The following is a 20,543-nucleotide window of genomic DNA, read 5'->3' as shown; positions in this document are numbered from 1 at the left end:
AAAGGAGTTGAAAATGATGAAGTTTGCGATACTCTCCAAAGGGGACAAAAAATCGAATGAGATTCGTACGAAAATAAAAAATTATTTAAGCGAATTCAAGCTGGAATATGATGAAAAAGAACCGGACCTCGCCATCTCTGTAGGAGGCGACGGGACACTGCTTGAGGCTTTTCACACGTATGTACACCGTCTGGGTGAAACGGCATTTATTGGGGTGCATACAGGGCATCTGGGGTTTTATACAGATTGGACACCTGATGAATTAGAGAAATTGATTATCGAAATTGCCCGTACCCCTTTCCAGGTAGTGGAATACCCGCTCCTGGAAGTTATTATCCGTCCGAAGGGTGATGGAGAGGAAGCGCGCTACCTCGCTCTTAACGAATGTGCGATTAAAACGCCGGAAGGCTCTGTCGTTCTGGATATTGAAATTAAAGGTGATCATTTTGAAACCTTCCGGGGAGACGGTCTTTGTATTTCAACTCCATCCGGCAGTACAGCGTATAACAAAGCACTGGGAGGAGCGATTCTTCACCCTTCTTTAGAAGCCATTCAAATTGCAGAGATGGCATCGATCAATAACCGCGTCTTTCGTACCATCGGTTCTCCGCTTATATTGCCGGGCCACCACACCTGTCTTTTAAAGCCTAAAAATGATAAAAGCTTTTTGTTTATGATTGACCATATTACAAAAACCTTTAAAGATGTGAAATCTATACAGTGCCGTGTGGCAAAAGAAAGAGTCCGTTTTGCAAGATTCCGGCCGTTTCCGTTTTGGAAAAGGGTTCATGAATCTTTTGTATCGGATGGTTATACTCCATGAACCAGCTTGTAAAGCGGTGGAAGGTCCCGGATAATACAACGATCAGCCATTTTCTGAGAAAGAAGGCGTCGTTTTCTAGACAGCTGCTGCGTAAGGTGAAAATACAAGGATCCTTTTATATAAATGATGAGCCTGCGTCTCATTGGAGTACTTTAAAGTCAGGGGATACGCTCGAAGTAAGATTTCCAGAAGAGGAACGGGGAGACCGAATGGAAGGTGAACCTAATTCGCTTAAGATTGTCTATGAGGATGAGGATATTATTGTATTGAATAAACCGGCGCAAATGGCAGTATCTCCAGGAAAAGACCATGAAACGGGTACCCTTGCCCAGGCATTGCTGCACCATTACGATCAGCAAAAGCTTCCTTTTACCGTTCATATCGTGACAAGGCTTGACCGTAATACTACTGGCCTTATATTAGTTGCTAAGCATCAGTACAGTCACAGTGTGTTATCAAGCTCCCTTGGTAAAGTAGACCGAAGATATACGGCTCTTGTAGAAGGAAGACTGCTGACAAGAGGCGGTGTCATTAATCGGCCGATCAGAAGACAACCTGATTCAATTATCCGGAGGCAGGTTCATCCTGATGGAAGAGAGGCAATTACTGAATTTAAAGTAAAAAGGATTGGGAGACGCTATACTAAGGTGGAGTGTAAGCTCTACACAGGAAGAACTCACCAAATCCGAGTCCACATGGCTTCCATCGGCCATCCGGTAGCAGGGGACAGCTTATATGGACGAGGGAAGTCTAAAAGATTTAAGGAAGGCCAGGCACTGCACTGTCATCAGCTTGCCCTCCAGCATCCCTGGACAGGTAAGACAATGATGTTTACAGCAGACCCGCCCACAGAATGGAAATCCAAGTAAAAAGCTGCCCTTCATATGCGATGGAGGGCAGCTTTAATTTCTATGATAAACTTGAAAAGGTATTAAATTTCTCTTCTACAAAAGTCATGGAAGAAGGCACACTCACAATTTCTTCTTCAGGAAGTCGAAATGCCGACATTTTATTTCCGAACACACAGCCTGTATCAATATTAACCGTTTGATTCACAAATCGTGGTTCCAAAACCGGCGTATGGCCGTAAACCACCCATTGTTCCCCTCTATAATGCTGTGCCCAGTCTCTGCGTTCTGGACGCCCATCAGGTAATTTAGCTCCGGTAATATCTCCATAAAGCACGAAAGTCTTCACACGCTTGTTGTTTAGCCCGATATCTTCATGACGGATTCCCGCATGTGCGATAACTGCATTCGCTTCAGGAAGCTCCCAGTATAACGGAGAAGTATCTACAAGCTCTAGAAAATGATGTTTTATTTTCTTTTGTTCTCTAGCTGATAGACTGCGATATTCGGCAGCTGTTGTCTCCAATCCGTGCGTTTCCTGAACAGGATTTCCTTTAAAAAACCGGTATAGCTTGTTACAGTGATTCCCGGGTACATAAAGAGCTTGTTTCTGAACAATGACCATATTGTAGACGAATTGAATGGTTTCTATGGAGGATGGGCCGCGATCGGTTATATCTCCCACGAATACAGGTGTACGTTCTTGAGGATGGACAGGCAGCCCATTTTTCCATTCGTAGCCCAGTTTGTTAAAAAGTTCTTTCAGTTCCTGAAGACAGCCGTGCACATCACCGATAACATCGATCTTCAACAAAATCATCTCCTATGTTGATCTAATGATTATGACTCATTTCTTAAGAGAGCATAAAAAACTTGTGATGAATGTAGAGTTCTGCTATATTCTGATAAACCATTATAAGCGGAACTATGAAGAGTCTTCCCATTTACTTACAATAATAATCGATTCTTGAGCGTTGACAAATAAATAACAGGCGCTTATTATAAAACGGTCTTTATACAGGAGAAGGAGGGAGCAGTATGGAACATTTAGATGATCAAACTCGCCGGGAACTATGGAGTAATATTCAAGATGCCCTTTTTAACGAGCAGATTGATCAATTTAGAGCAGAGTTTTTAGAGTTACATCCCTATGACCAGGCGAAGATTTTTGAAGAAGTCGATGATAGTGTCCGGCTGCAAATTTATACCTATTTGTCTCCTGAAGAAGCAGCAGATGTAATGGAACATATCGATTATGAAGAGATTGAACCTTTTCTTACAGAAATGGATCCGAGATTTGCTGCAGAAATACTATCTGAAATGTCTACAGATGATGCCGTTGACATTTTAAATGAGCTTGATAAAGAAAAAGTGGCAAGCTTTTTAACGATAATGGATAAGCAATCAGCTGAAGAGATTAAAGATCTGCTTCATTATGAAGAAAAGACGGCAGGCTCCATCATGACCACCGAGTTCGTTGTTGTAAAAGCGGCAATGAACATTCGTCAAGCTATGCTTCATTTAAGAAATGAAGCTCCCGATGCTGAAACTATTTATTACACGTATGTGGTCGATGATGAGAAGCGGCTGGTCGGAGTTATATCCTTACGTGATCTAATTATTTCTGAAGAAGACTGGCTGATTTCCGATGTTATGAGCGAACGTGTAGTTTCAGTATCTGTTGGTGAAGATCAGGAAGAAATCGCCCGGATGATGAGAGACTATGACTTTCTTGCCCTGCCTGTTGTTGATTTTCAGCAGCATCTGCTTGGGATCATTACGGTCGACGATATTATGGATGTTATGGAAGAAGAAGCAAGTGACGACTACAACAAATTTGCCGCCATCTCTGATGTTGATACACCGGATGACCATGCATTTACTTCAGCAAAAAAGCGACTTCCCTGGCTGATTATCCTCTTATTCCTTGGAAGCTTAACAGCAAGTCTGATCGGCCGTTTTGAAGATACACTGGATCAAGTAGCTATTCTAGCAATCTTTATTCCCTTAATTGCCGGAATGGCTGGTAATACAGGAACACAGGCCCTGGCTGTAGCGGTACGTGGTATTGCTACAGGAGAGATAGATAAACAGGGTAAAGTCAAGATGATTTTGCGCGAAGCCGGTACAGGGATGATCACCGGTGTAAGCTGTGGGGTGATAGCGACAGTGGTTGTCTATCTCTGGCAGCATAATTTCTTTTTAGGTTTACTTGTCGGCCTTTCTATTATGGCCACACTGGTTGTAGCGACGCTCGCAGGTGCCCTTGTTCCGTTAGTGATGCACAAGCTGAACATTGACCCGGCTGTGGCGTCAGGTCCATTTATTACAACGATTAATGACATTATTTCCATACTTATTTATTTTGGTATGGCTACTGCGTTTATGAATCTCTTAATTTGAAAGGAGGTACGAGCTCATGGAACACGGAGCTTCCGTCACTTCACTCGTTATTGTAATTATTGCAGCATTCCTTACCCCTATCTTACTTCACCGTTTTAAACTTAAAATGATTCCAGTGGTGGTAGCTGAGATTATAGTCGGTCTTATAATTGGCCAGAGCGGACTTAATTTGGTAGAGCCAGATGACTGGCTGGAAATTTTATCGACCTTTGGTTTTATATTTCTAATGTTTTTAAGCGGTCTTGAGATTGACTTCTCTCTGTTCAGTAAGAGAAAGAAAAGTTCTAAAAAAGAAAACAACGCAGGCAGTCCTCCTAGTCCGGTGAAGCTGGCCTTCATTGTCTTTATCGGAATTTTTATTTTATCTCTCGGCCTTTCTTATATGTTTGTACTGGCTGGATTTATTGAAAATGCCTTTTTAATGACACTGATTATTTCTACTATTTCCCTTGGGGTTGTTGTACCGACATTAAAAGATGCCAATATGATGAAAACTGAAATTGGGCAGACCATCCTGCTCATTGCGGTTATAGCGGATTTAGCAACAATGATCCTCCTTGCTGTTTTTGTTTCCATTTATGGAGAAGGCGGAGGAAACATGTGGCTGCTGCTCGTCCTCTTTGGAGCGGGTATCCTCTTGTATGGTTTAGGGAAAAGATTTAGAAACCAGTCCTTTATTGAAACGATGACGAAAGGCACCATTCAAATTGATACGCGGGCCGTCTTTACTCTAATCATCGTTCTTGTCGCTGTGTCTGAAACGGTTGGGGCAGAGAACATTCTAGGTGCATTCCTTGCAGGGGCCCTGGTATCCTTGCTTTCTCCAAACCCAGAATTAGTTAAAAGGCTCGACAGCTTCGGTTATGGATTTCTCATTCCAATCTTCTTCGTGATGGTTGGAGTGGAACTTGATTTATGGGGACTGCTGGCAGACCCAAGGATATTAATTCTTATCCCGCTGCTCTTTTTAGCACTGCTAGTTTCTAAGCTACTCCCAGTGTTTATTATGCGCAAGTGGTATGACATGAAAACCGTTGTAGGATCTGGTTTTCTATTAACTTCCACACTGTCTCTTGTGATAGCAGCCGCCGCAATTGCAGAACGGGAAGGTATGATCGATGCTCAGATGGAAGGTGCGCTCATTTTAGTAGCCGTGCTCACCTGTCTGACTACCCCTATTTTATTTAAGAAAATTTACGGCAAGGCCGAAAGTGGAGAGCCGGTTCAAAAAATTTCATTTATCGGGTCCAACCAAATGACACTGCCGGTTGTAAGAGAATTAGATGAGCAGCTTTTTGAAACACATCTTTATCATACGAAGAATGATAAAATCGATGAAAAAGTATCAAGGTCTACGTTTGATATTAAAGAACTCGATTCTTATGACGTAGAAAAAATGAGAGAAATCGGAGTATTCGATGTAGATGTTCTCGTCGTATCTACTGGGGATGAAGAACGCAACGCTTCTATTGCGAAGTTTGCCAAAGAAATGGAAGTAGATCGTGTAATTGTCCGGGTAGAATCTCCTGCTTTAAGTGATGAAATGAAGGAACATGACATTCACGTATTCTCTGTACTGATGTCAACGAAAGTACTTCTAAAAGCTATGATTGAAGCTCCGAGTGTTATTGAAATTATGACCCAGCAGGACAATGCGCTCTATCAAATTAATATGAACAATCCAATTTTCAACGGTGTTTATTTAAGAGAATTTCCTTTCACTGGAGATGTGATTATGGTAAGGATCTTCCGCGGAACAGACTCTATTGTTCCTCACGGCGATACGGAACTAAAGCTCGGTGATAAGCTGATCGTTACCGGAACCCATGACTATGTGGATGAATTGCGAACACAGCTTGAATACTAATAAATGAAAGAGAAAACCCGGGATATGATTTCCCGGGTTTTTCATTGAATAATAGAGAACTTAAAACCCTTAATCTATCGGTATTGTACTCTCTGGAAATTGTATTTACTGCACTTGTAATATACAATGAGAGCAGATACTAAGGACAAATACTAAGTTTTAGGAGGAGACGAAATGAATTTTTCACTAGAAGGCCGTACATATGTAGTAATGGGGGTAGCAAATAAACGCAGCATTGCCTGGGGAATTGCTGAGTCTCTTAACAAAGCAGGAGCCCGCTTAATTTTCACCTATGCATCCGAGCGTTTTGAAAAGTCTGTTCGTGATCTGGCAAAAACCTTGGAAGGGCCTGAATCTCTTTTTTACGAATGTGATGTCACAGATGATGAAGCAATCATCCAGACATTTGAAGACATTCAAAAAGACGTAGGTGTTATTCATGGACTTGCACATTGTATTGCATTTGCTAATCGTGATGAGCTTAAAGGGGAATACTTGAATACGAGCCGTGATGGTTTTCTTACAGCCCATAATATCAGCTCTTACTCCTTAACTGCCGTAGCACGTGCTGCCCAGCCGCTAATGTCTGAAGGCGGCAGCATTGTAACGATGACATATCTCGGTGGGGAAAAAGTTGTAGAGAACTACAACATCATGGGTGTGGCAAAAGCAAGTCTGGATGCCAGCGTCCGTTACCTGGCAAACGATTTAGGCAAACACGGCATTCGTGTAAATGCTATTTCTGCCGGACCGCTTCGCACATTGTCCGCGAAAGGAATTGGTGATTTTAACAAAATCCTTAAAGTCATCGAGGAAAAATCACCGCTTCGCCGTCCAATTACACAAGAAGAAGTTGGAGACACAGCTTATTTCCTTATGAGCGATCTTTCCCGAGGCATTACAGGGGAACTGATTCATGTAGATTCAGGGTTCAATATTGTAGGATACTGATTAAGAAAGCGCCTTTTGAAGGGCGCTTTTTTTGTCTCTCAATTTTTCCGTACATGAAAACTTTTTAAAGCATATACATAGAATGATGATATTAAAAGGAGAGATGAGTCGTGGCGAGTAAAAAACAAATTGTGAAACCGCCTATGCTTTATATCACTCAGCCGAACCTGCCGCCGGCTGAAGTGTCCATGCAGACTAGTTTTCGTACGGCCCCTGTGAAAGACACTTCCCTCCATGAAAAGGAACTTCGATTAAGAAACCAGCTTAAGTTTAAAGAGGAGGAAGAGACACAGGCGGAAGGCAGTGAGCAAGATCCGGAAGAGAAAGAGGAGACTGCCGGAGAAGAGGTGCCTAAAGCAGAGACAGCATCAGAATCAGTCGAACGCCGGGAAAAGAGAATAGAGCGCAGACAGATGTTTCGTGACATGGATTTAGAAGAAAAAGTCCGGTACTTTGTAGAGCTCCCGCCTCAAGTACCGAAAATGAAATGTCAGGTCACGGCATTTGAGAGAAATGAAACCTTTAAAGGCTATATCAATAGCTATGAAGACGGTATTGTCCGAATGAAAACTTTTCAAAAGCCATTTCAACAGGAATTTCCATTTGAGGAAATTAAGGATATTCGGCTGATCGGCTTTTAAGGCATATAGAAACGCCGCGAGCCGAATGGCCGCGGCCGTCTTTTTTATAGAAAAAAAAGCCTGCAGTAAACACCTGCAAGCTTTAAATCCGCCCCGTTAAGGCCGCAGTTTTATCATTTAAGATAGCGCTGTAATTGCTGGTAAGCATGTTATATGGCAGAAACAGAACAAGTCGACTGTAATACAGATGCCTGTTGCTCTTAAGTGCCCAGTTTCCTGATCGACTGGAGAGTCAGGATTGCAGTCTTTATCATCAGGATCCCGCAGTAATTCTAATGTAGCACAGCAATCTTTATCTACATCTTTTACACGGAAGTAAAAGCTGGATTTGATATGCTCGATGGAATCTCGACGAGCTCCATACCCCTTGAATGGTTTGCAGGTTCCTTTGCAGTAAAGAAGCACAGGCACTGTGTCATGTCCTGATCCACCCGTATCCCCTAATAAGTCTCCTATTGATTGCTCACAACTTGTGTTGCAATCAGAAAGTACATCATTTTGTGCTGCCACAATTTCTTTTAAAATGTCACATACACAATTTCCTGAATCATGATGTTTTCCACAGCTCATTATTTGTAGCCCCTCTCAATACGTATTGACGTAATGTCTTTAATAGAATATGTAGATACCCATCTCAGGTGTGGGCGTTTGTCTCTTCTGTAAAAAAACAAGGGAATGACTTGCAGTTAGGCGATTGACTACACCAAATGGACATTTGCACCATAAAGTAACAATGACTATTAATAAGGAGATGAAAGGTATGTCTGAAAAGAAAAAAGAAAAAGTCATCTACGTCAAGGACTTAGTAATTAAAGCAGATAATGTCATCATACAGCCTGAAAATCATCGTAAAGATGATCACAAGAAAGAGCAACACAGAGGGTGGGACCCATTCTTCGGGGGACGACGAGGTTCTCAGGATGAATCAAAAGACGGTTCCCAACATAAACATAAAAAACACGACGATGAATCCAGCAGCTCCCGCGGAGGATTTTCCTGGATTTAGTTAGTGAAAAAGGTCGCTACGACGTAGTGGCCTTTTACTTTAGAAAGGGAGGGTACATGCATGGGAGATTGGCTGAACCTTTTCATACTTGCTTTTGCGTGTTTTCGGCTGACACGTCTAGTCGTTCAGGATGTTATTTTTGAACCGCTCCGCTCCCCGTTTTTTACGATTATAAAAGAAGATGGGGAAGAATGGCTGGAGCCTAAAGGATTGATTGGAGAATTGCTCAGCTGCCAGTGGTGTGTCGGTGTATGGATGGCACTGATTGTTGTCGCCCTGCATTTATTTGTACCATATAGTGAACTGTTTTTATTCATAATGGCTATTGCCGGCATGCAGTCCCTAATTTACACTTTTAGCGAGCGGACGTAAGAATAAAAAATAACAGTGACGGGTAAAGGTAGGTAATAGGAGGGGATGAGATGGGTTATATTCTTCCAATACCTCAATATCAATATCAGGATTATCAACAGAGAGTGCTTCCCAAAAGAAACTCTCCTCTTTACCTTGAGAAAGTATATCCAGTGACATTAAGAAATGAAAATCCTACTCAAAGAAATAAACACCCTTATTCCAGTCCGTCCTTGCACATTCCGCAAAATTTTCACTGCAGGCTAAGAAATTGTGAAAAAGTTTATGCAGAAATAACAGGAAAAGGACACCACTTCAGCGAAACAATATAGAAAGTACTATTACAGGAGAACGAACTATGCCATTTAATCAAATTAACTCATATTGTTATATTTATGAAAGTGCTGTAAATATCGGATATGTCACGGATGGAGAAACTGGATTACTAATTGATACAGGAATCGATTCATCATCCGTGAAAAAGGTGGTCAAGGAGCTTGAACAGCGAAAGCTTCCTTTGACACATCTTTTTATTACACATGCCCATGCGGACCATTATGGGGGAGCGGCATACTTGCAGGAGCGCTTTCAATTACATACGATAGCTCCGCGTTTTGAAGAAGCGATTTTGCGAAACCCCTCCTTAGAACCGCTTTATTTATTCGGTGGAAATGATCCACTACCTGAGCTGCGCAATAAGTTTTTGGAAGGACCGCCGATGAGAGTGGATGAAATAGCAGAAGAAGGTATGCTTGCAATAGGCACATTAAAAGTACAAGCTATTGCATCACCAGGACACAGTTATCATCAGCTGTCACTTGCAGCATATGACACGCTTTACGCGGCTGATGCCTATTTTGGAAAAGAACAGCTTCATAAGCACAGAATCCCTTATATAACAGATGCTGTGAAGACCATACAATCTCTTGAGAAGCTCATGCAAGTAAAGACAGAAGGAGCAGTCCCGGGCCACGGTATGTATGAAAAAGAATTTAGAAAAACGCTTCAGGAAAACATTGATTACCATTTAAATATTATGAATGAAGTAGAAGAGCTTGTAAGTAAGCATCCAGATGGGGTGACCCATGAGGAGACAGTGGCCGCCGTTTGTAGAAAATTTGAGGTGAATGGAAGAAATCTTCCTCAGTGGCTTCTGTTTAAAACAGCTGTTACCGCCTACGTAACAGGATTAATTCACAACAAAAAAATCACCCATGATGTGAGTGATTTTAAGTGGACGTTTTACCCGGTGGTTGATTGATAGCCCATAATAAAAAGCTTTTCGCCAGGAGTGTATTCCGCAATGAGAACATCTTCCACCGAATAGAAATTTTGTTTCTGAAGTTCCGATTCCAGCCAATTTTTATTCAAATTCAGCTCTTCTAAGTTGTCCCAAAGTACCTCGCCATCACTAATGAGCAGCCTTGGCAGAGCTTGACTTGCGAGGGGTAAATTAAAATCAGAGCGGGTAGGTGTTCCTGCAGCGGGCTTCTTAATTGCTGAAATGGATCCATTCGTTTCTAGAACAGCAAACAAAACATCTTTTAAAGAAAAAATGTCTTTTTGACGGAGCAGATGTTGGAGCTGATTAATATCCAATTTACTTTTTTTCATCTCCTCGTAATCGATAGACCCATTATTAATAATAACCGCTGGGTTCCCTTCAAGAACACTGCGCGACTTTTTGAATTTAAGTGTAATGAATTGTGTAGTATAAATCATTAATCCCCATAATAAAACGGCGAAAGCAATTTGTGGAATTCCTACTTCTGTATCATACAGTCCATTTCCCACTAATTCTCCCAGGACAAGGGCAGCAATAAAATCAAATGCCGTAATTTGCGTGATTTCTGTCTTTCCGAGTATTTTGGTTAAGAGAAGTAAAGCTCCAAACCCAAAAAGGGACTCAACAAGTATTCTCATATAGTCCATAAAAAATCCCCTGCCCGTATTGTTAGTCTTTTTAGCATTGTGGTCAGGGAAAACAAAAATTATTCAAAAAAGACCTGCCACATTGACAGGTCTTTATCTATATTTATAAAGATTTAATCATCGTTACATGAGGGATCCCGGCATCCATAAACTCATCCGAGACGGTTTCATAGCCCAAATTTTTATAAAAACCTTCGGCATGTGTCTGCGCATTGAGCTTTGCCTTACGATACCCGGCTTCCTTTGTTACACGCTCCATATGAGTAATGACCCGCTTACCAAGTGACTTTCCCCTGTAAGAAGAAAGAACACAGATGCGCTCGAATTTTCCGTAGTCCCCGACGAAACGAAGACGTCCGGCAATGATCGGCTGCTTCTCGTTATAGCCAACGATGTGTGTGGCAAATTCATCATAATCGTCCTGCTCATCTTCAGGAGAGACTTGCTGCTCATGAATAAAAACTTTTTCACGAACAGAAAAGGCATCTTTTCTTTCAAGATCGGTTGTTACTGTGCGAATATCGACATTCATCCCGCTTACTCTCCCAGACGGAACGTTTCATAAACGCTCCATGCACCGTTTTCCAGCTGATAAAGCAGCTGAAATCGGTCAAGACTATCCTCAATGTCGAAGTCAAGCATTCTCATACTTCCGAAGACGTCTGAGAATTCTTCATCCGACAGCTTTTGTGCAATGGTAATATGAGGGACAAAGGAGTATTCCTGATTATTAGGAAGAGAACCTGAATTAAGCTTATCATTCAGAGAATCGATTTCGTTATTATGTTCAACCTTTAAATAAATCGTATTCGTCACCGGTGAAAATGAACTGACTCTATTGATTTGAACTTTAAAAGGCTGAGATTCTCTGGCAATCTTTTTAAGCTCTGGTATAATCTCAGATTCCAGCTGCTGCTCATCCGCCTCAAAGGGTTCCTTTACTGTGATATGCGGTGGAATTAACGCATAATGCGGGTCATACCGCTTTCTGTAAGAATTAGCCTTATCCTGTACTTTTTTTGATGGAAAGATCGCAATACCGTACTTCATTTTCCGTGACCTCCTATTCTTCCTTTGAAAAAATTGATAACAATGCTCTTTTAAAATCTTTTTGCCATGTTCCCCACGTGTGATTGCCATCCAGCTCATGAAACTCATAAGAAAGCGGCTGAGTAATCAAATAATCATGGAGCTCGTAATTGGGACCTACAAAATCCTTTACCTGGCCATCCGTCGTCTCAACCTCTGTCTCCTGATTGCCGATCGTATGATAGATCGTCAGGGAAGACAAATCAGAAATGGACTGAACATAATCCAGAACATCCTTATTAATATAAGGACTCTGCATAATGACATTTCCAAAAATGTTCGGGAATCTTGCCGCAGTCATTAAGGCAAGCGTACCCGCCAATGAATCACCGACAAGCGTCCGGCCGCGGCCAACACTATATCCAGGAAGTGTTTCATCTAGAAATGGAACAACCTCACGTACAAGGAAATTAACATAATCACCCTGTTTCTCTCCATCAGGATGATATTTTTCCCTGCGGTCATATTTATCATTATAGTGAATCCCAATAAATATGGTATTTTCTATTTCCTGATCCCCATGCAGCACATCACTCAGAGTAGCTGCACGACCCATCTGGAAATAGTCGTTTCCATCCTGCATAATACAGAAATGGTACTTATACAGAGGGGAATAATTCTCAGGGGTGTATACTTTCAGCGTCATATCTTCATCTAAGTATCGACTGGAAATCGTATAATCTTCCATATTTCCTTTTCGTCCCATAAGCTGCCTCCTAACGCCCATACAAATAAAAAGAAATTCAGTTATGTCAAAAAACGGTTTCATCCTTATTTTATCACATTATTCAGGAAAAAGTACTCACGAAAAATGAAGCGACATAAAGACCTAATTTTCGACATTCGTAAAAAGTTCTCGAAAACTCGTTGACATTATTATGTTCTCATTGTATATTAATATTTGTTCGAACAACTTAACACCAGCTTTACATATGATTCCGTAGCTCAGCTGGGAGAGCGCCACCTTGACAGGGTGGAGGTCGTTGGTTCGAGCCCAATCGGAATCATCCATACAAAGTGCCGGAATGGCGCGGTTTCTCATCCAAGGAGAGGCCGCGTCATTTCTTTTATTTTTAAGGGAAGTGGACCGATTGTGGACCAAAAGGAAAAACTAGATGTTTTTCCTTTTGTAAAATGCTTCGTCCATTTTATTAGCTGCTTCCTGATCAGCTGCTCTAATAGCATGACCATAAGTATCCATTGTGATCCTAATGTCTGAATGGCCGAGTCTTTCTGAAATTATCTTGGCATGTATCCCTTGATTTATTAAAGTGGTGGCAGAGGTATGCCTTAAATCATGGAGTCTAATAAATCGAACCCCAGCTTTTTTCGTGAAGCGGCGCCACCAGGTAGTTGGGGTAGTTGGATAAAAGTGGTGGCCATTTTCATTACAAAATAAAAATTCGTGCTCTTTTTCAGTCCAAAGGTCTCCAACCTTCATTCTCCCTATCATCCATTCGGTTCTAAAAGTTTTTAAATCCAATACAACAGATTTAGGAAGCGAAATAATTCTAATTGATGTTTCAGATTTTCGGTTCTTTTAGAACAGGTCTACCTTTTTCTCCTCTGGTAATAACTTGAGAAACTTCTATAGTTCCTTCATTTAAATCAATCTGGTTCCATTCTAAAGCAAGTAATTCGCTTCTTCTCATAGCGCAAGCTAAAGCTAATGATAAGAAAACTCTCCAGTGACGAGGTTGATCAATGGCTGCTTCAAACAATTGGTGGACTTCCTCAGGCTCGAATACATTTACTTTACGCCTTTTCTTATCTTTTGGCTTACTTACTGAAGCTAAAGGGTTTTTTTTAATTAATTCCCAATCCTGCGCTCGTTGCATAACATTCCGAAAAACCCTATAAATGTATTGAATGGTGCCCTGTGACAGTCCGGAGTTTTGTTCTAAATCACTTAAAAAGTTTACACGTGTATGGCTTTAACTTGATCTACACGTTGCTCTCCAAAGTTAGGGAGGATATGGTTCTTCAGGTTTCCTTTATAAGCTTCAAGCGTTTGATCGCCTAAGTTCCTCTTTGCGTATTTTGTTTCCCAGTCCACTATAAAGTCTTTTAACTTAAGTTTGCCGGGGGAAATGTATTCTCCTGCTTCTACTTCAATTTTGAATTTCACTAATTCATCATTCAAATGGTTTTCCAGTTTTCGCTTGGTCTTAAGTAACGCTTCGTCAACTTGAATGGTCTTCCGTTTTCTTTTACGCCTTCCTTTACCGTCATAACCTAATTAAACAGTTAATAAATAAGAATCCTTTCCCCTACGTTCGTAGCTCGCCATAATTTTAACCTCCTTACCAGTAACATAGCTCATAAGCTTCTTGATCCGCGGTACAATATTAGTTTGCCGATGATATTATCTTCTCTTGATTTGCTTTAACCGTTCTTCACATAATTCTTGACTAACCTTAAAATCTTGTGACCACCTTTCAATTAAGTCTGGATCGTTTATGTCGTAATTACTGATCATATGATAGGGCAGGGCACCATATAAGGTGAAATGTTTAGCATCTCTTTCTTGGAGCTCTCTAAACGCCTCTGGCATCATGGATTGCTTACCTACATGACGTATTGCGTGACAAAGTTCATGAAAAAAATGTTCTCTTTGAGTAGATTTTTTTAAATTAGTGTTAAGAATTATTTCTTTGTAATTTCCAAATCTAGTATAACGTGACTGAATAGGCTTATAGTTGATAGAAATGTTATATCTCATTGCTATATAGTTTAAGTCAAGATCGGCTGGGTACTGAAAATTTCTATTGATGTACCAATTAGATAACCAATCCTCTAGTGCTGATGTAGTGTATTCCGGAAATTTCATGAAATCACCTACCTTGTTGACATTATACGAACAAATGTTCTGTTTATCAACGTGAAAAGTAATTTAGTTGAAGGATTTGTCCTAAAATATTTCTATTTAAATTTACGAGTAAGAATATGGTGAAGAAGGTCGGTTTTTTTGTCCCAGATATAGTTATCTTGAGATTGAGTCTTCCGGATAAGGGCAGATTTATGGAAGACTCAGTTTCGAGATAATAGAGATAGTTTGAAGGTTGTCAGCCTATCAGCAAACTGTGGGGGTACCACGAAATGATAACTCTCGTCCTCCAGATTTATTTCTTGGAGATGAGGATTTCTAAGTGTTTATTTCTTGTTACAAATTTCTTAATAACAATATAATCTAAATTAAGAGAGGGGAACTTTGATGCATCCATTATTATTAGATGTTCAAGTGGAAATTAAAACAGAAAAATTAGATGAATCCATACATGAAGCGATCCGTTTACAAGCTCTTAATGAATAGAAAAATGTTTCAGAGGTAGTCAATATCTTATTAAAAGAAGCCCTAAAGAAAAGATGATGAAGTATGTAATCCCCTCTTCGTTGATGAATAGGGGGATTAAACAATTATGAGTAAGTGGTGAGGTGGGAGTTGGCAAGGAAAAGCCACAAACTTTTAGTTAAGGATTCACACCTACTCCAACTGGATTGGTGCCTACACCAACAGTAGCAATGACCGTATCTGTATTTCCGCTAATGACGGAAACATTGTTACTGCTATAGTTTGCTACATAAATCCCATTTGTTAAAGGATTCACACCTACTCCTTCAGGGTTAGTCCCCACTGGAACGGTCGCGATGACGCTATTGGAAAGTCCGTCAATCACGGATACATTGATACTGGTACTGCTTGATACATAAATGCGGTTCGTGGTAGGATTCACGCCTACTCCAGAAGGGACACTATCCACGGGTACCGTCGCGATGACACTATTGGACAGTCCGTCGATCACGGATACATTGTTACTGGCTTCGTTTGCTACATAAATGCGGTTCGTGGTAGGATTCACGCCTACTCCAAATGGGATAAACCCCACTGGTACCGTCGCGATAACGGTATTAGACCCTCCGTCGATCACGGATACATTGTTACTGAATTCGTTTGCTACATAAATGCGGTTCGTGGTAGGATTCACGCCTACTCCAATTGGGGCATCCCCCACTGGTACCGTCGCGATCACGGTGTTGGACCCTCCGTCGATCACGGATACATTGTTACTGCCTTGGTTTGTTACATAAATGCGGTTTGTGGTAGAATTCACGCCTATTCCAGAAGGGACACTATCCACGGGTACCGTAGCGATAACGGCATTAGACCCTCCGTCGATCACGGATACATTGTTACTGCCTTGGTTTGCTACATAAATGCGGTTCGTGATAGGATTCACGCCTACTCCAAAAGGGTTCCTACCCACTGGTACCGTCGTGATGACAGTATTTGTATTTCCATTAATGACAGATACATTGTTACTGATTAGGTTTGCTACATAAATGCGATTAACAGAACTAGGGGTGGAAGGGCCAGCAGGTCCAGTGACTCCCGTTGGCCCGGTTGCTCCCGTTACTCCTGTGGCTCCGGTTTGTCCAGTTGGCCCTGGGGCTCCTGTCGGTCCTGTAACTCCCGTTGGTCCAGTGGTTCCCGTTGGCCCGGTTGGTCCGGTCGTTCCGGTGGCTCCTGTTGGTCCAGTTGCTCCCGTTGGTTCTCCACCTTCAACCGTTAGTAAAGCTACATCATCAACATAGACGTTAGATCCTCCTGATCGCGGAAGTTTTTGGATCAATAATAACCCGTTAACAGCTCCTGGCGGTGCAGGAGAAGAAGTCCCATAAACTTCTAACCACTCTCCAACTGCCGAAAGTCTCCCCCCCGGTATATTGATTGTTAACCCTGTGGCCAAGGGATTGAAATTTTCATTATAGTACGTCAAAGTGATTAACAGTTGAGGGCTGGGATTCCCGTTCGTTCTGACCAAGGAAGCAAAAAACTCAAAGTTTTCCCCTTCACTAACAGGGAAAATCTGATAGAGTATAGCTGTGCTGCTTGGAGGGGATAAAAGGACACTAGAAGTCCCCGTATGACTTGCAGCTGAAGTGACAGAGGCATTTAAACTAATCCAAGGAGCAAGGGTCCCTGTTTCAAATCCTCCATTCGTGATTCGATTAATAATAGTCATATCATTCACCTCCTTTTTATCTGCTTTCCATCTCCTCTTATTTTATGCTTGGTTCTCTGTAAAGGAATGGATGGTACCCCAGAATGCTGGAAAACCAGTAAGCTAGAAAAAGGTAACTTAAATTTTAGGTGAATCGATAGATGAGGAGAGCTGGCTGTAAGCTCTAAAAGGCAAAGTTGAGACAGAATGAAAAAGACACCCAATTTAATGAGTGTCGTCTACTTATTACGATTTCTTCGATTGTAGTCATCTACTATACCAAAAACAACGTATCCTAGACCAATAAAGAAAAGTAGATAAATCCATAAGTCCATATTAGTAGATGGTATGAAATCTTCAAAGCCTCCAAAGTAAAATAGGATAATACTGCACGATATATAGATTGCCCCTGCTACATGTTACGTAATATCTCCCCCACTGAAAATAATTTTAGTACATTATATCCACAAGCTTAACCATTCATTCAAACGATATGTGATGGTAGCAGCTTAATTTAGTGGAGATGGTATTACTTGCTTTCTATATTGAAACTGAGTCTTCAGATAAGAAAGCAATTTAAGAATAGTGGATCATGTTCTTTGTTCTGTTAAAGGGGAACGATTGTTTAAATGATCTCTCCTACATGAATCATGTTTTATAATGAAGTAAAACGATTTTAGATAATGGGGCATAACTGGGATAGAATTTTATTATTTTTTGCCCCAGTTTCTTTATTTTTTATATTTGACTAGATACCAGAGATAGTTAATTTAACAGGGTTTTAAGCTATTCAGTGTTTTTAATTAGGGTTCCTTTAACAGCCATCTAAACTGTAGGTCGTCTCGTGGCAAGTTTGAGCAAGAACTTTTGACTGGATATTCCTGAATTTTCTTTAATAGTACTGTTACCTTATTTAACACATACCGATGCCGTAAAGTTGGAAAGTGGATTATACGAGGTTCTTACATCCTATATTCATTTTTTGATGTTATACAGTGAATGGGCGGCATGATATGATAGCTCCCAAAACCCTTTCACCATAGGGTTTGAGAACAGATTGATTGTTTTTAAAAATCTTTTACTAAATCTAAAAGCCTCTCAAGAGTTATATAAACTTTTGAGAGGCTTCTCTTTTAATAGGAGGTCAGTCATTTCCTTTAGAGATCTGAACAATCTTCCTCAAGACCTCAGTTATAAAGAAACTCTTTTGCGTTCCTTCCTTACTCCTGCTTAATTTTGAAAGAACAAGCAATTTTTATGCCCATTTCCCGTTCTTTTCCTAGTCACTTGCATAAGATGGTGCCAGGTCCTTGTAAGGAGGAGACTTATGGACGATCATCTAATTTGGGGATAATTGAATTTTTATCAGTCAATTTTTTCTTTTTTTTTAAGATTAATGCTCTCGAATTTTTTATTTGTCATCCAATTCGATTTACTGTTAATGTTGGAGCGGAATACTGGGCGGTGCCGGCTAAGCTTATGAAAATTGGAACCACTGTCAAAAAATCAGAACTACCCATATCAACTTGAATAGTTTTACTTATAGATACACTTCCATTTGCTTGTGAAGTAAATTCTGAACCTGGAATTGGAATGAGGTCATTTTTCCAGATTTCATATCGAACGAAACTTCCATTCGAATTAATATGTTCCAGACTTGCAGTTATCTCATATGTTCCTCTGACAAGCACTCGTATAAAATTTGTTCCTGGAATAACTGCAGTATTTTGATAGGGTCCTGGAAAATCAAAAACAATTCGTCGTCCTAGTTGGGGAATTTTAGCGGAATCAACTCCATATAACGAACCAAAAGCAGGTGTTACTCCTGGTCCTGATGGTCCTAGAGATCCTGTTTCTCCTCGAGGCCCTTGGGATCCTGTGGCTCCGGGTGGTCCTGTTTCCCCTGTTGGCCCTGTCGGTCCGGCTGGTCCTGTTTCTCCTGTTGCCCCCGTCGATCCGGTTGGTCCCATTGCTCCTGTCGGTCCTGTGAATCCAGTGGGTCCCGTCGGCCCAGTCGATCCGGTGGCTCCTCGGGGTCCAGTAGGGCCTATAGCTTCTACCGTTAGTAAAGCCACATCATCCACATAGACGCTAGAGCCTCCCGATCGCGGAAGCTTTTGAATCAATAAAACCCCGATAGCTGTGCCGGCTGGTGCAGGAGAAGAAGTTCCATAAACTTCTAACCACTCTCCAACTGCCGAAAGTCTATCCCACGGTATATTGATTGTTAACCCTGTAGCCAAGGGATTTAAATTTTCATTATAGTACGTCAAAGTGATTAATAATTGAGGACTGGGATTCCTGTTCGTTCTGGCCAAGGAAGCAAGGAACTCAAAGTTTTCCCCTTCACTTATTGAAAAAGTCTGGTAGAGTAGAGCCGTACTACTTGCAGGGGATAAGAGAGCGCTAGAAGTCCCCGTATGACTTGCCGCTGAAGTGACAGAGGCATTAAGACTCATCCAAGGAGCAAGGGTCCCTGTTTCAAATCCTCCATTCGTGATTCGATTAATAATGGTCATATCATTCACCTCCTTTTTATCTGCTTTCCATCTCCTCTTATTTTATGCTTGGTTCTCTGTAAAGGAATGGATGGTACCCCAGCAGTAAGCTAGAAAAAGGTAACTTAAATTTTAGGTGAATCGATAGATGAGGAGAGCTGGCTGTAAGCTCTAAAAGGCAAAGTTGAGACAGAATGAAAAAGACACCCAATTTAATGAGTGTCGTCTACTTATTACGATTTCTTCGATTGTAGTCATCTACTATACCAAAAACAACGTATCCTAGACCAATAAAGAAAAGTAGATAAATCCATAAGTCCATATTAGTAGATGGTATGAAATCTTCAAAGCCTCCAAAGTAAAATAGGATAATACTGCACGATATATAGATTGCCCCTGCTACATGTTACGTAATATCTCCCCCACTGAAAATAATTTTAGTACATTATATCCACAAGCTTAACCATTCATTCAAACGATATGTGATGGTAGCAGCTTAATTTAGTGGAGATGGTATTACTTGCTTTCTATATTGAAACTGAGTCTTCAGATAAGAAAGCAATTTAAGAATAGTGGATCATGTTCTTTGTTCTGTTAAAGGGGAACGATTGTTTAAATGATCTCTCCTACATGAATCATGTTTTATAATGAAGTAAAACGATTTTAGATAATGGGGCATAACTGGGATAGAATTTTATTATTTTTTGCCCCAGTTTCTTTATTTTTTATATTTGACTAGATACCAGAGATAGTTAATTTAACAGGGTTTTAAGCTATTCAGTGTTTTTAATTAGGGTTCCTTTAACAGCCATCTAAACTGTAGGTCGTCTCGTGGCAAGTTTGAGCAAGAACTTTTGACTGGATATTCCTGAATTTTCTTTAATAGTACTGTTACCTTATTTAACACATACCGATGCCGTAAAGTTGGAAAGTGGATTATACGAGGTTCTTACATCCTATATTCATTTTTTGATGTTATACAGTGAATGGGCGGCATGATATGATAGCTCCCAAAACCCTTTCACCATAGGGTTTGAGAACAGATTGATTGTTTTTAAAAATCTTTTACTAAATCTAAAAGCCTCTCAAGAGTTATATAAACTTTTGAGAGGCTTCTCTTTTAATAGGAGG

Annotated in this window: 21 protein-coding genes and 1 tRNA gene; 10 read left to right on the top strand and 12 right to left on the bottom strand. The window is 40.8% G+C overall.

The features are described 5' to 3' along the window. The first annotated feature begins 16 nt into the window (after positions 1-16). The gene (locus B7E06_RS14300; protein ID WP_082234635.1) at positions 17-823 is read left to right on the top strand and encodes an NAD kinase; all 807 of its coding nucleotides are present in this window, start codon (positions 17-19) and stop codon (positions 821-823) included. Continuing rightward, the gene (locus tag B7E06_RS14295; protein ID WP_082234634.1) at positions 820-1,692 is read left to right on the top strand and encodes an RluA family pseudouridine synthase; all 873 of its coding nucleotides are present in this window, start codon (positions 820-822) and stop codon (positions 1,690-1,692) included. The genes B7E06_RS14300 and B7E06_RS14295 overlap by 4 nt, the downstream gene beginning before the upstream one ends. A 40-nt stretch (positions 1,693-1,732) precedes the next feature. On the opposite strand, the gene prpE is transcribed toward B7E06_RS14295, so the two are convergent. Then, positions 1,733-2,482: a bis(5'-nucleosyl)-tetraphosphatase PrpE gene (gene prpE, locus B7E06_RS14290; RefSeq protein WP_143414502.1), complete on the bottom strand. Its 750-nt coding sequence runs from the start codon at positions 2,480-2,482 to the stop codon at positions 1,733-1,735. 227 nt (positions 2,483-2,709) lie between these two features. On the opposite strand from prpE, the gene mgtE reads away from it, so the two are divergent. From mgtE to B7E06_RS14270, 4 genes are all read left to right on the top strand, one after another. Next, complete coding sequence (mgtE, locus tag B7E06_RS14285) at positions 2,710-4,074, top strand: magnesium transporter (protein ID WP_082234632.1); 1,365 nt, start codon at positions 2,710-2,712, stop codon at positions 4,072-4,074. Between the two features lie 16 nt (positions 4,075-4,090). Then, on the top strand, positions 4,091-5,941 hold the full coding sequence (locus B7E06_RS14280; protein WP_082234631.1) for a monovalent cation:proton antiporter family protein: 1,851 nt from the start codon (positions 4,091-4,093) through the stop codon (positions 5,939-5,941). A 174-nt stretch (positions 5,942-6,115) separates the two neighbouring features. Further along, positions 6,116-6,892, top strand: a complete 777-nt coding sequence (gene fabI, locus B7E06_RS14275) for an enoyl-ACP reductase FabI (protein WP_082234630.1) — start codon at positions 6,116-6,118, stop codon at positions 6,890-6,892. Between the two features lie 110 nt (positions 6,893-7,002). Continuing rightward, positions 7,003-7,533 carry a CotO family spore coat protein gene (locus B7E06_RS14270; RefSeq protein ID WP_082234629.1) on the top strand — a complete coding sequence of 177 codons (531 nt, stop codon included), beginning with the start codon at positions 7,003-7,005 and terminating at the stop codon, positions 7,531-7,533. Between the two features lie 117 nt (positions 7,534-7,650). Here B7E06_RS14270 and B7E06_RS14265 read toward each other — a convergent pair whose 3' ends face one another. Then, a complete protein-coding gene (locus tag B7E06_RS14265) occupies positions 7,651-8,103 on the bottom strand; it encodes a CotY/CotZ family spore coat protein (RefSeq protein ID WP_082234628.1) in 453 nt (150 codons plus the stop codon). Positions 8,104-8,293: 190 nt separating this feature from the next. Between B7E06_RS14265 and B7E06_RS14260 the strand changes: the two genes are divergently transcribed. The 3 genes from B7E06_RS14260 to B7E06_RS14245 all read left to right on the top strand — a co-directional run bounded on the left by B7E06_RS14260 (position 8,294) and on the right by B7E06_RS14245 (position 10,151). After that, entirely contained in the window at positions 8,294-8,539 is a 246-nt protein-coding gene (locus B7E06_RS14260; protein ID WP_082234627.1) for a hypothetical protein, read from the top strand. A gap of 60 nt (positions 8,540-8,599) precedes the next feature. Then, the gene (locus B7E06_RS14255) at positions 8,600-8,911 is read left to right on the top strand and encodes a DUF1360 domain-containing protein (RefSeq protein WP_082234626.1); all 312 of its coding nucleotides are present in this window, start codon (positions 8,600-8,602) and stop codon (positions 8,909-8,911) included. Positions 8,912-9,248: 337 nt separating this feature from the next. Then, the gene (locus tag B7E06_RS14245) at positions 9,249-10,151 is read left to right on the top strand and encodes an MBL fold metallo-hydrolase (RefSeq protein ID WP_082234624.1); all 903 of its coding nucleotides are present in this window, start codon (positions 9,249-9,251) and stop codon (positions 10,149-10,151) included. Here the strand turns inward: B7E06_RS14245 and B7E06_RS14240 are convergent. The 4 genes from B7E06_RS14240 to B7E06_RS14225 all read right to left on the bottom strand — a co-directional run bounded on the left by B7E06_RS14240 (position 10,133) and on the right by B7E06_RS14225 (position 12,617). Beyond that, positions 10,133-10,822 (bottom strand): DUF421 domain-containing protein, encoded by a 690-nt coding sequence (locus B7E06_RS14240; RefSeq protein WP_082234623.1) that lies wholly within the window; start codon positions 10,820-10,822, stop codon positions 10,133-10,135. The genes B7E06_RS14245 and B7E06_RS14240 overlap by 19 nt on opposite strands. A gap of 103 nt (positions 10,823-10,925) precedes the next feature. Next, a complete protein-coding gene (locus tag B7E06_RS14235) occupies positions 10,926-11,354 on the bottom strand; it encodes a GNAT family N-acetyltransferase (protein WP_082234622.1) in 429 nt (142 codons plus the stop codon). Between the two features lie 5 nt (positions 11,355-11,359). Beyond that, positions 11,360-11,872, bottom strand: coding sequence for a YjcG family protein (locus B7E06_RS14230; RefSeq protein ID WP_082234621.1), 513 nt, complete (start codon positions 11,870-11,872; stop codon positions 11,360-11,362). A gap of 13 nt (positions 11,873-11,885) precedes the next feature. Beyond that, the gene (locus B7E06_RS14225) at positions 11,886-12,617 is read right to left on the bottom strand and encodes an alpha/beta hydrolase (protein WP_082234620.1); all 732 of its coding nucleotides are present in this window, start codon (positions 12,615-12,617) and stop codon (positions 11,886-11,888) included. A gap of 228 nt (positions 12,618-12,845) precedes the next feature. Between B7E06_RS14225 and B7E06_RS14220 the strand changes: the two genes are divergently transcribed. After that, positions 12,846-12,918: transfer RNA gene (locus B7E06_RS14220), tRNA-Val, on the top strand. 104 nt (positions 12,919-13,022) lie between these two features. Here B7E06_RS14220 and B7E06_RS22125 read toward each other — a convergent pair. From B7E06_RS22125 to B7E06_RS22255, 6 genes are all read right to left on the bottom strand, one after another. Continuing rightward, positions 13,023-13,394: a tyrosine-type recombinase/integrase gene (locus tag B7E06_RS22125; protein ID WP_342743634.1), complete on the bottom strand. Its 372-nt coding sequence runs from the start codon at positions 13,392-13,394 to the stop codon at positions 13,023-13,025. 40 nt (positions 13,395-13,434) lie between these two features. Continuing rightward, entirely contained in the window at positions 13,435-13,749 is a 315-nt protein-coding gene (locus B7E06_RS22120; RefSeq protein ID WP_082234618.1) for a tyrosine-type recombinase/integrase, read from the bottom strand. Positions 13,750-13,829: 80 nt separating this feature from the next. Then, positions 13,830-14,054, bottom strand: a complete 225-nt coding sequence (locus B7E06_RS22115) for a tyrosine-type recombinase/integrase (protein ID WP_179134061.1) — start codon at positions 14,052-14,054, stop codon at positions 13,830-13,832. 222 nt (positions 14,055-14,276) lie between these two features. Beyond that, entirely contained in the window at positions 14,277-14,741 is a 465-nt protein-coding gene (locus B7E06_RS14210; RefSeq protein ID WP_082234616.1) for an ImmA/IrrE family metallo-endopeptidase, read from the bottom strand. Positions 14,742-15,381: 640 nt separating this feature from the next. Further along, positions 15,382-16,935, bottom strand: coding sequence for an NTTRR-F1 domain (locus B7E06_RS14205; RefSeq protein ID WP_082234615.1), 1,554 nt, complete (start codon positions 16,933-16,935; stop codon positions 15,382-15,384). Between the two features lie 1,397 nt (positions 16,936-18,332). Continuing rightward, positions 18,333-19,433: an NTTRR-F1 domain gene (locus tag B7E06_RS22255; protein WP_082234619.1), complete on the bottom strand. Its 1,101-nt coding sequence runs from the start codon at positions 19,431-19,433 to the stop codon at positions 18,333-18,335. Between the last annotated feature and the right edge of the window lie 1,110 nt (positions 19,434-20,543).

It is taken from the genome of Halobacillus massiliensis, assembly GCF_900166625.1.
Lineage (GTDB): Bacteria > Bacillota > Bacilli > Bacillales > Halobacillaceae > Halobacillus_A > Halobacillus_A massiliensis.
This window is presented reverse-complemented; position numbering and strand designations above follow the sequence as displayed.

Bases quoted from the DNA above. Each gene is read 5' to 3' on its own strand.
- B7E06_RS14205 (WP_082234615.1), bottom strand. From the start codon at position 16,935: ATGACTATTATTAATCGAATCACGAATGGAGGATTTGAAACAGGGACC.
- B7E06_RS14300 (WP_082234635.1), top strand. From the start codon at position 17: ATGAAGTTTGCGATACTCTCCAAAGGGGACAAAAAATCGAATGAGATT.
- mgtE (WP_082234632.1), top strand. From the start codon at position 2,710: ATGGAACATTTAGATGATCAAACTCGCCGGGAACTATGGAGTAATATT.
- B7E06_RS14245 (WP_082234624.1), top strand. From the start codon at position 9,249: ATGCCATTTAATCAAATTAACTCATATTGTTATATTTATGAAAGTGCT.
- B7E06_RS14280 (WP_082234631.1), top strand. From the start codon at position 4,091: ATGGAACACGGAGCTTCCGTCACTTCACTCGTTATTGTAATTATTGCA.
- B7E06_RS14260 (WP_082234627.1), top strand. From the start codon at position 8,294: ATGTCTGAAAAGAAAAAAGAAAAAGTCATCTACGTCAAGGACTTAGTA.
- B7E06_RS22255 (WP_082234619.1), bottom strand. From the start codon at position 19,433: ATGACCATTATTAATCGAATCACGAATGGAGGATTTGAAACAGGGACC.
- B7E06_RS14210 (WP_082234616.1), bottom strand. From the start codon at position 14,741: ATGAAATTTCCGGAATACACTACATCAGCACTAGAGGATTGGTTATCT.
- B7E06_RS14265 (WP_082234628.1), bottom strand. From the start codon at position 8,103: ATGAGCTGTGGAAAACATCATGATTCAGGAAATTGTGTATGTGACATT.
- B7E06_RS14240 (WP_082234623.1), bottom strand. From the start codon at position 10,822: ATGGACTATATGAGAATACTTGTTGAGTCCCTTTTTGGGTTTGGAGCT.
- B7E06_RS14225 (WP_082234620.1), bottom strand. From the start codon at position 12,617: ATGGGACGAAAAGGAAATATGGAAGATTATACGATTTCCAGTCGATAC.
- B7E06_RS14235 (WP_082234622.1), bottom strand. From the start codon at position 11,354: ATGAATGTCGATATTCGCACAGTAACAACCGATCTTGAAAGAAAAGAT.
- fabI (WP_082234630.1), top strand. From the start codon at position 6,116: ATGAATTTTTCACTAGAAGGCCGTACATATGTAGTAATGGGGGTAGCA.
- B7E06_RS14230 (WP_082234621.1), bottom strand. From the start codon at position 11,872: ATGAAGTACGGTATTGCGATCTTTCCATCAAAAAAAGTACAGGATAAG.
- B7E06_RS22120 (WP_082234618.1), bottom strand. From the start codon at position 13,749: ATGCAACGAGCGCAGGATTGGGAATTAATTAAAAAAAACCCTTTAGCT.
- B7E06_RS14255 (WP_082234626.1), top strand. From the start codon at position 8,600: ATGGGAGATTGGCTGAACCTTTTCATACTTGCTTTTGCGTGTTTTCGG.
- B7E06_RS14295 (WP_082234634.1), top strand. From the start codon at position 820: ATGAACCAGCTTGTAAAGCGGTGGAAGGTCCCGGATAATACAACGATC.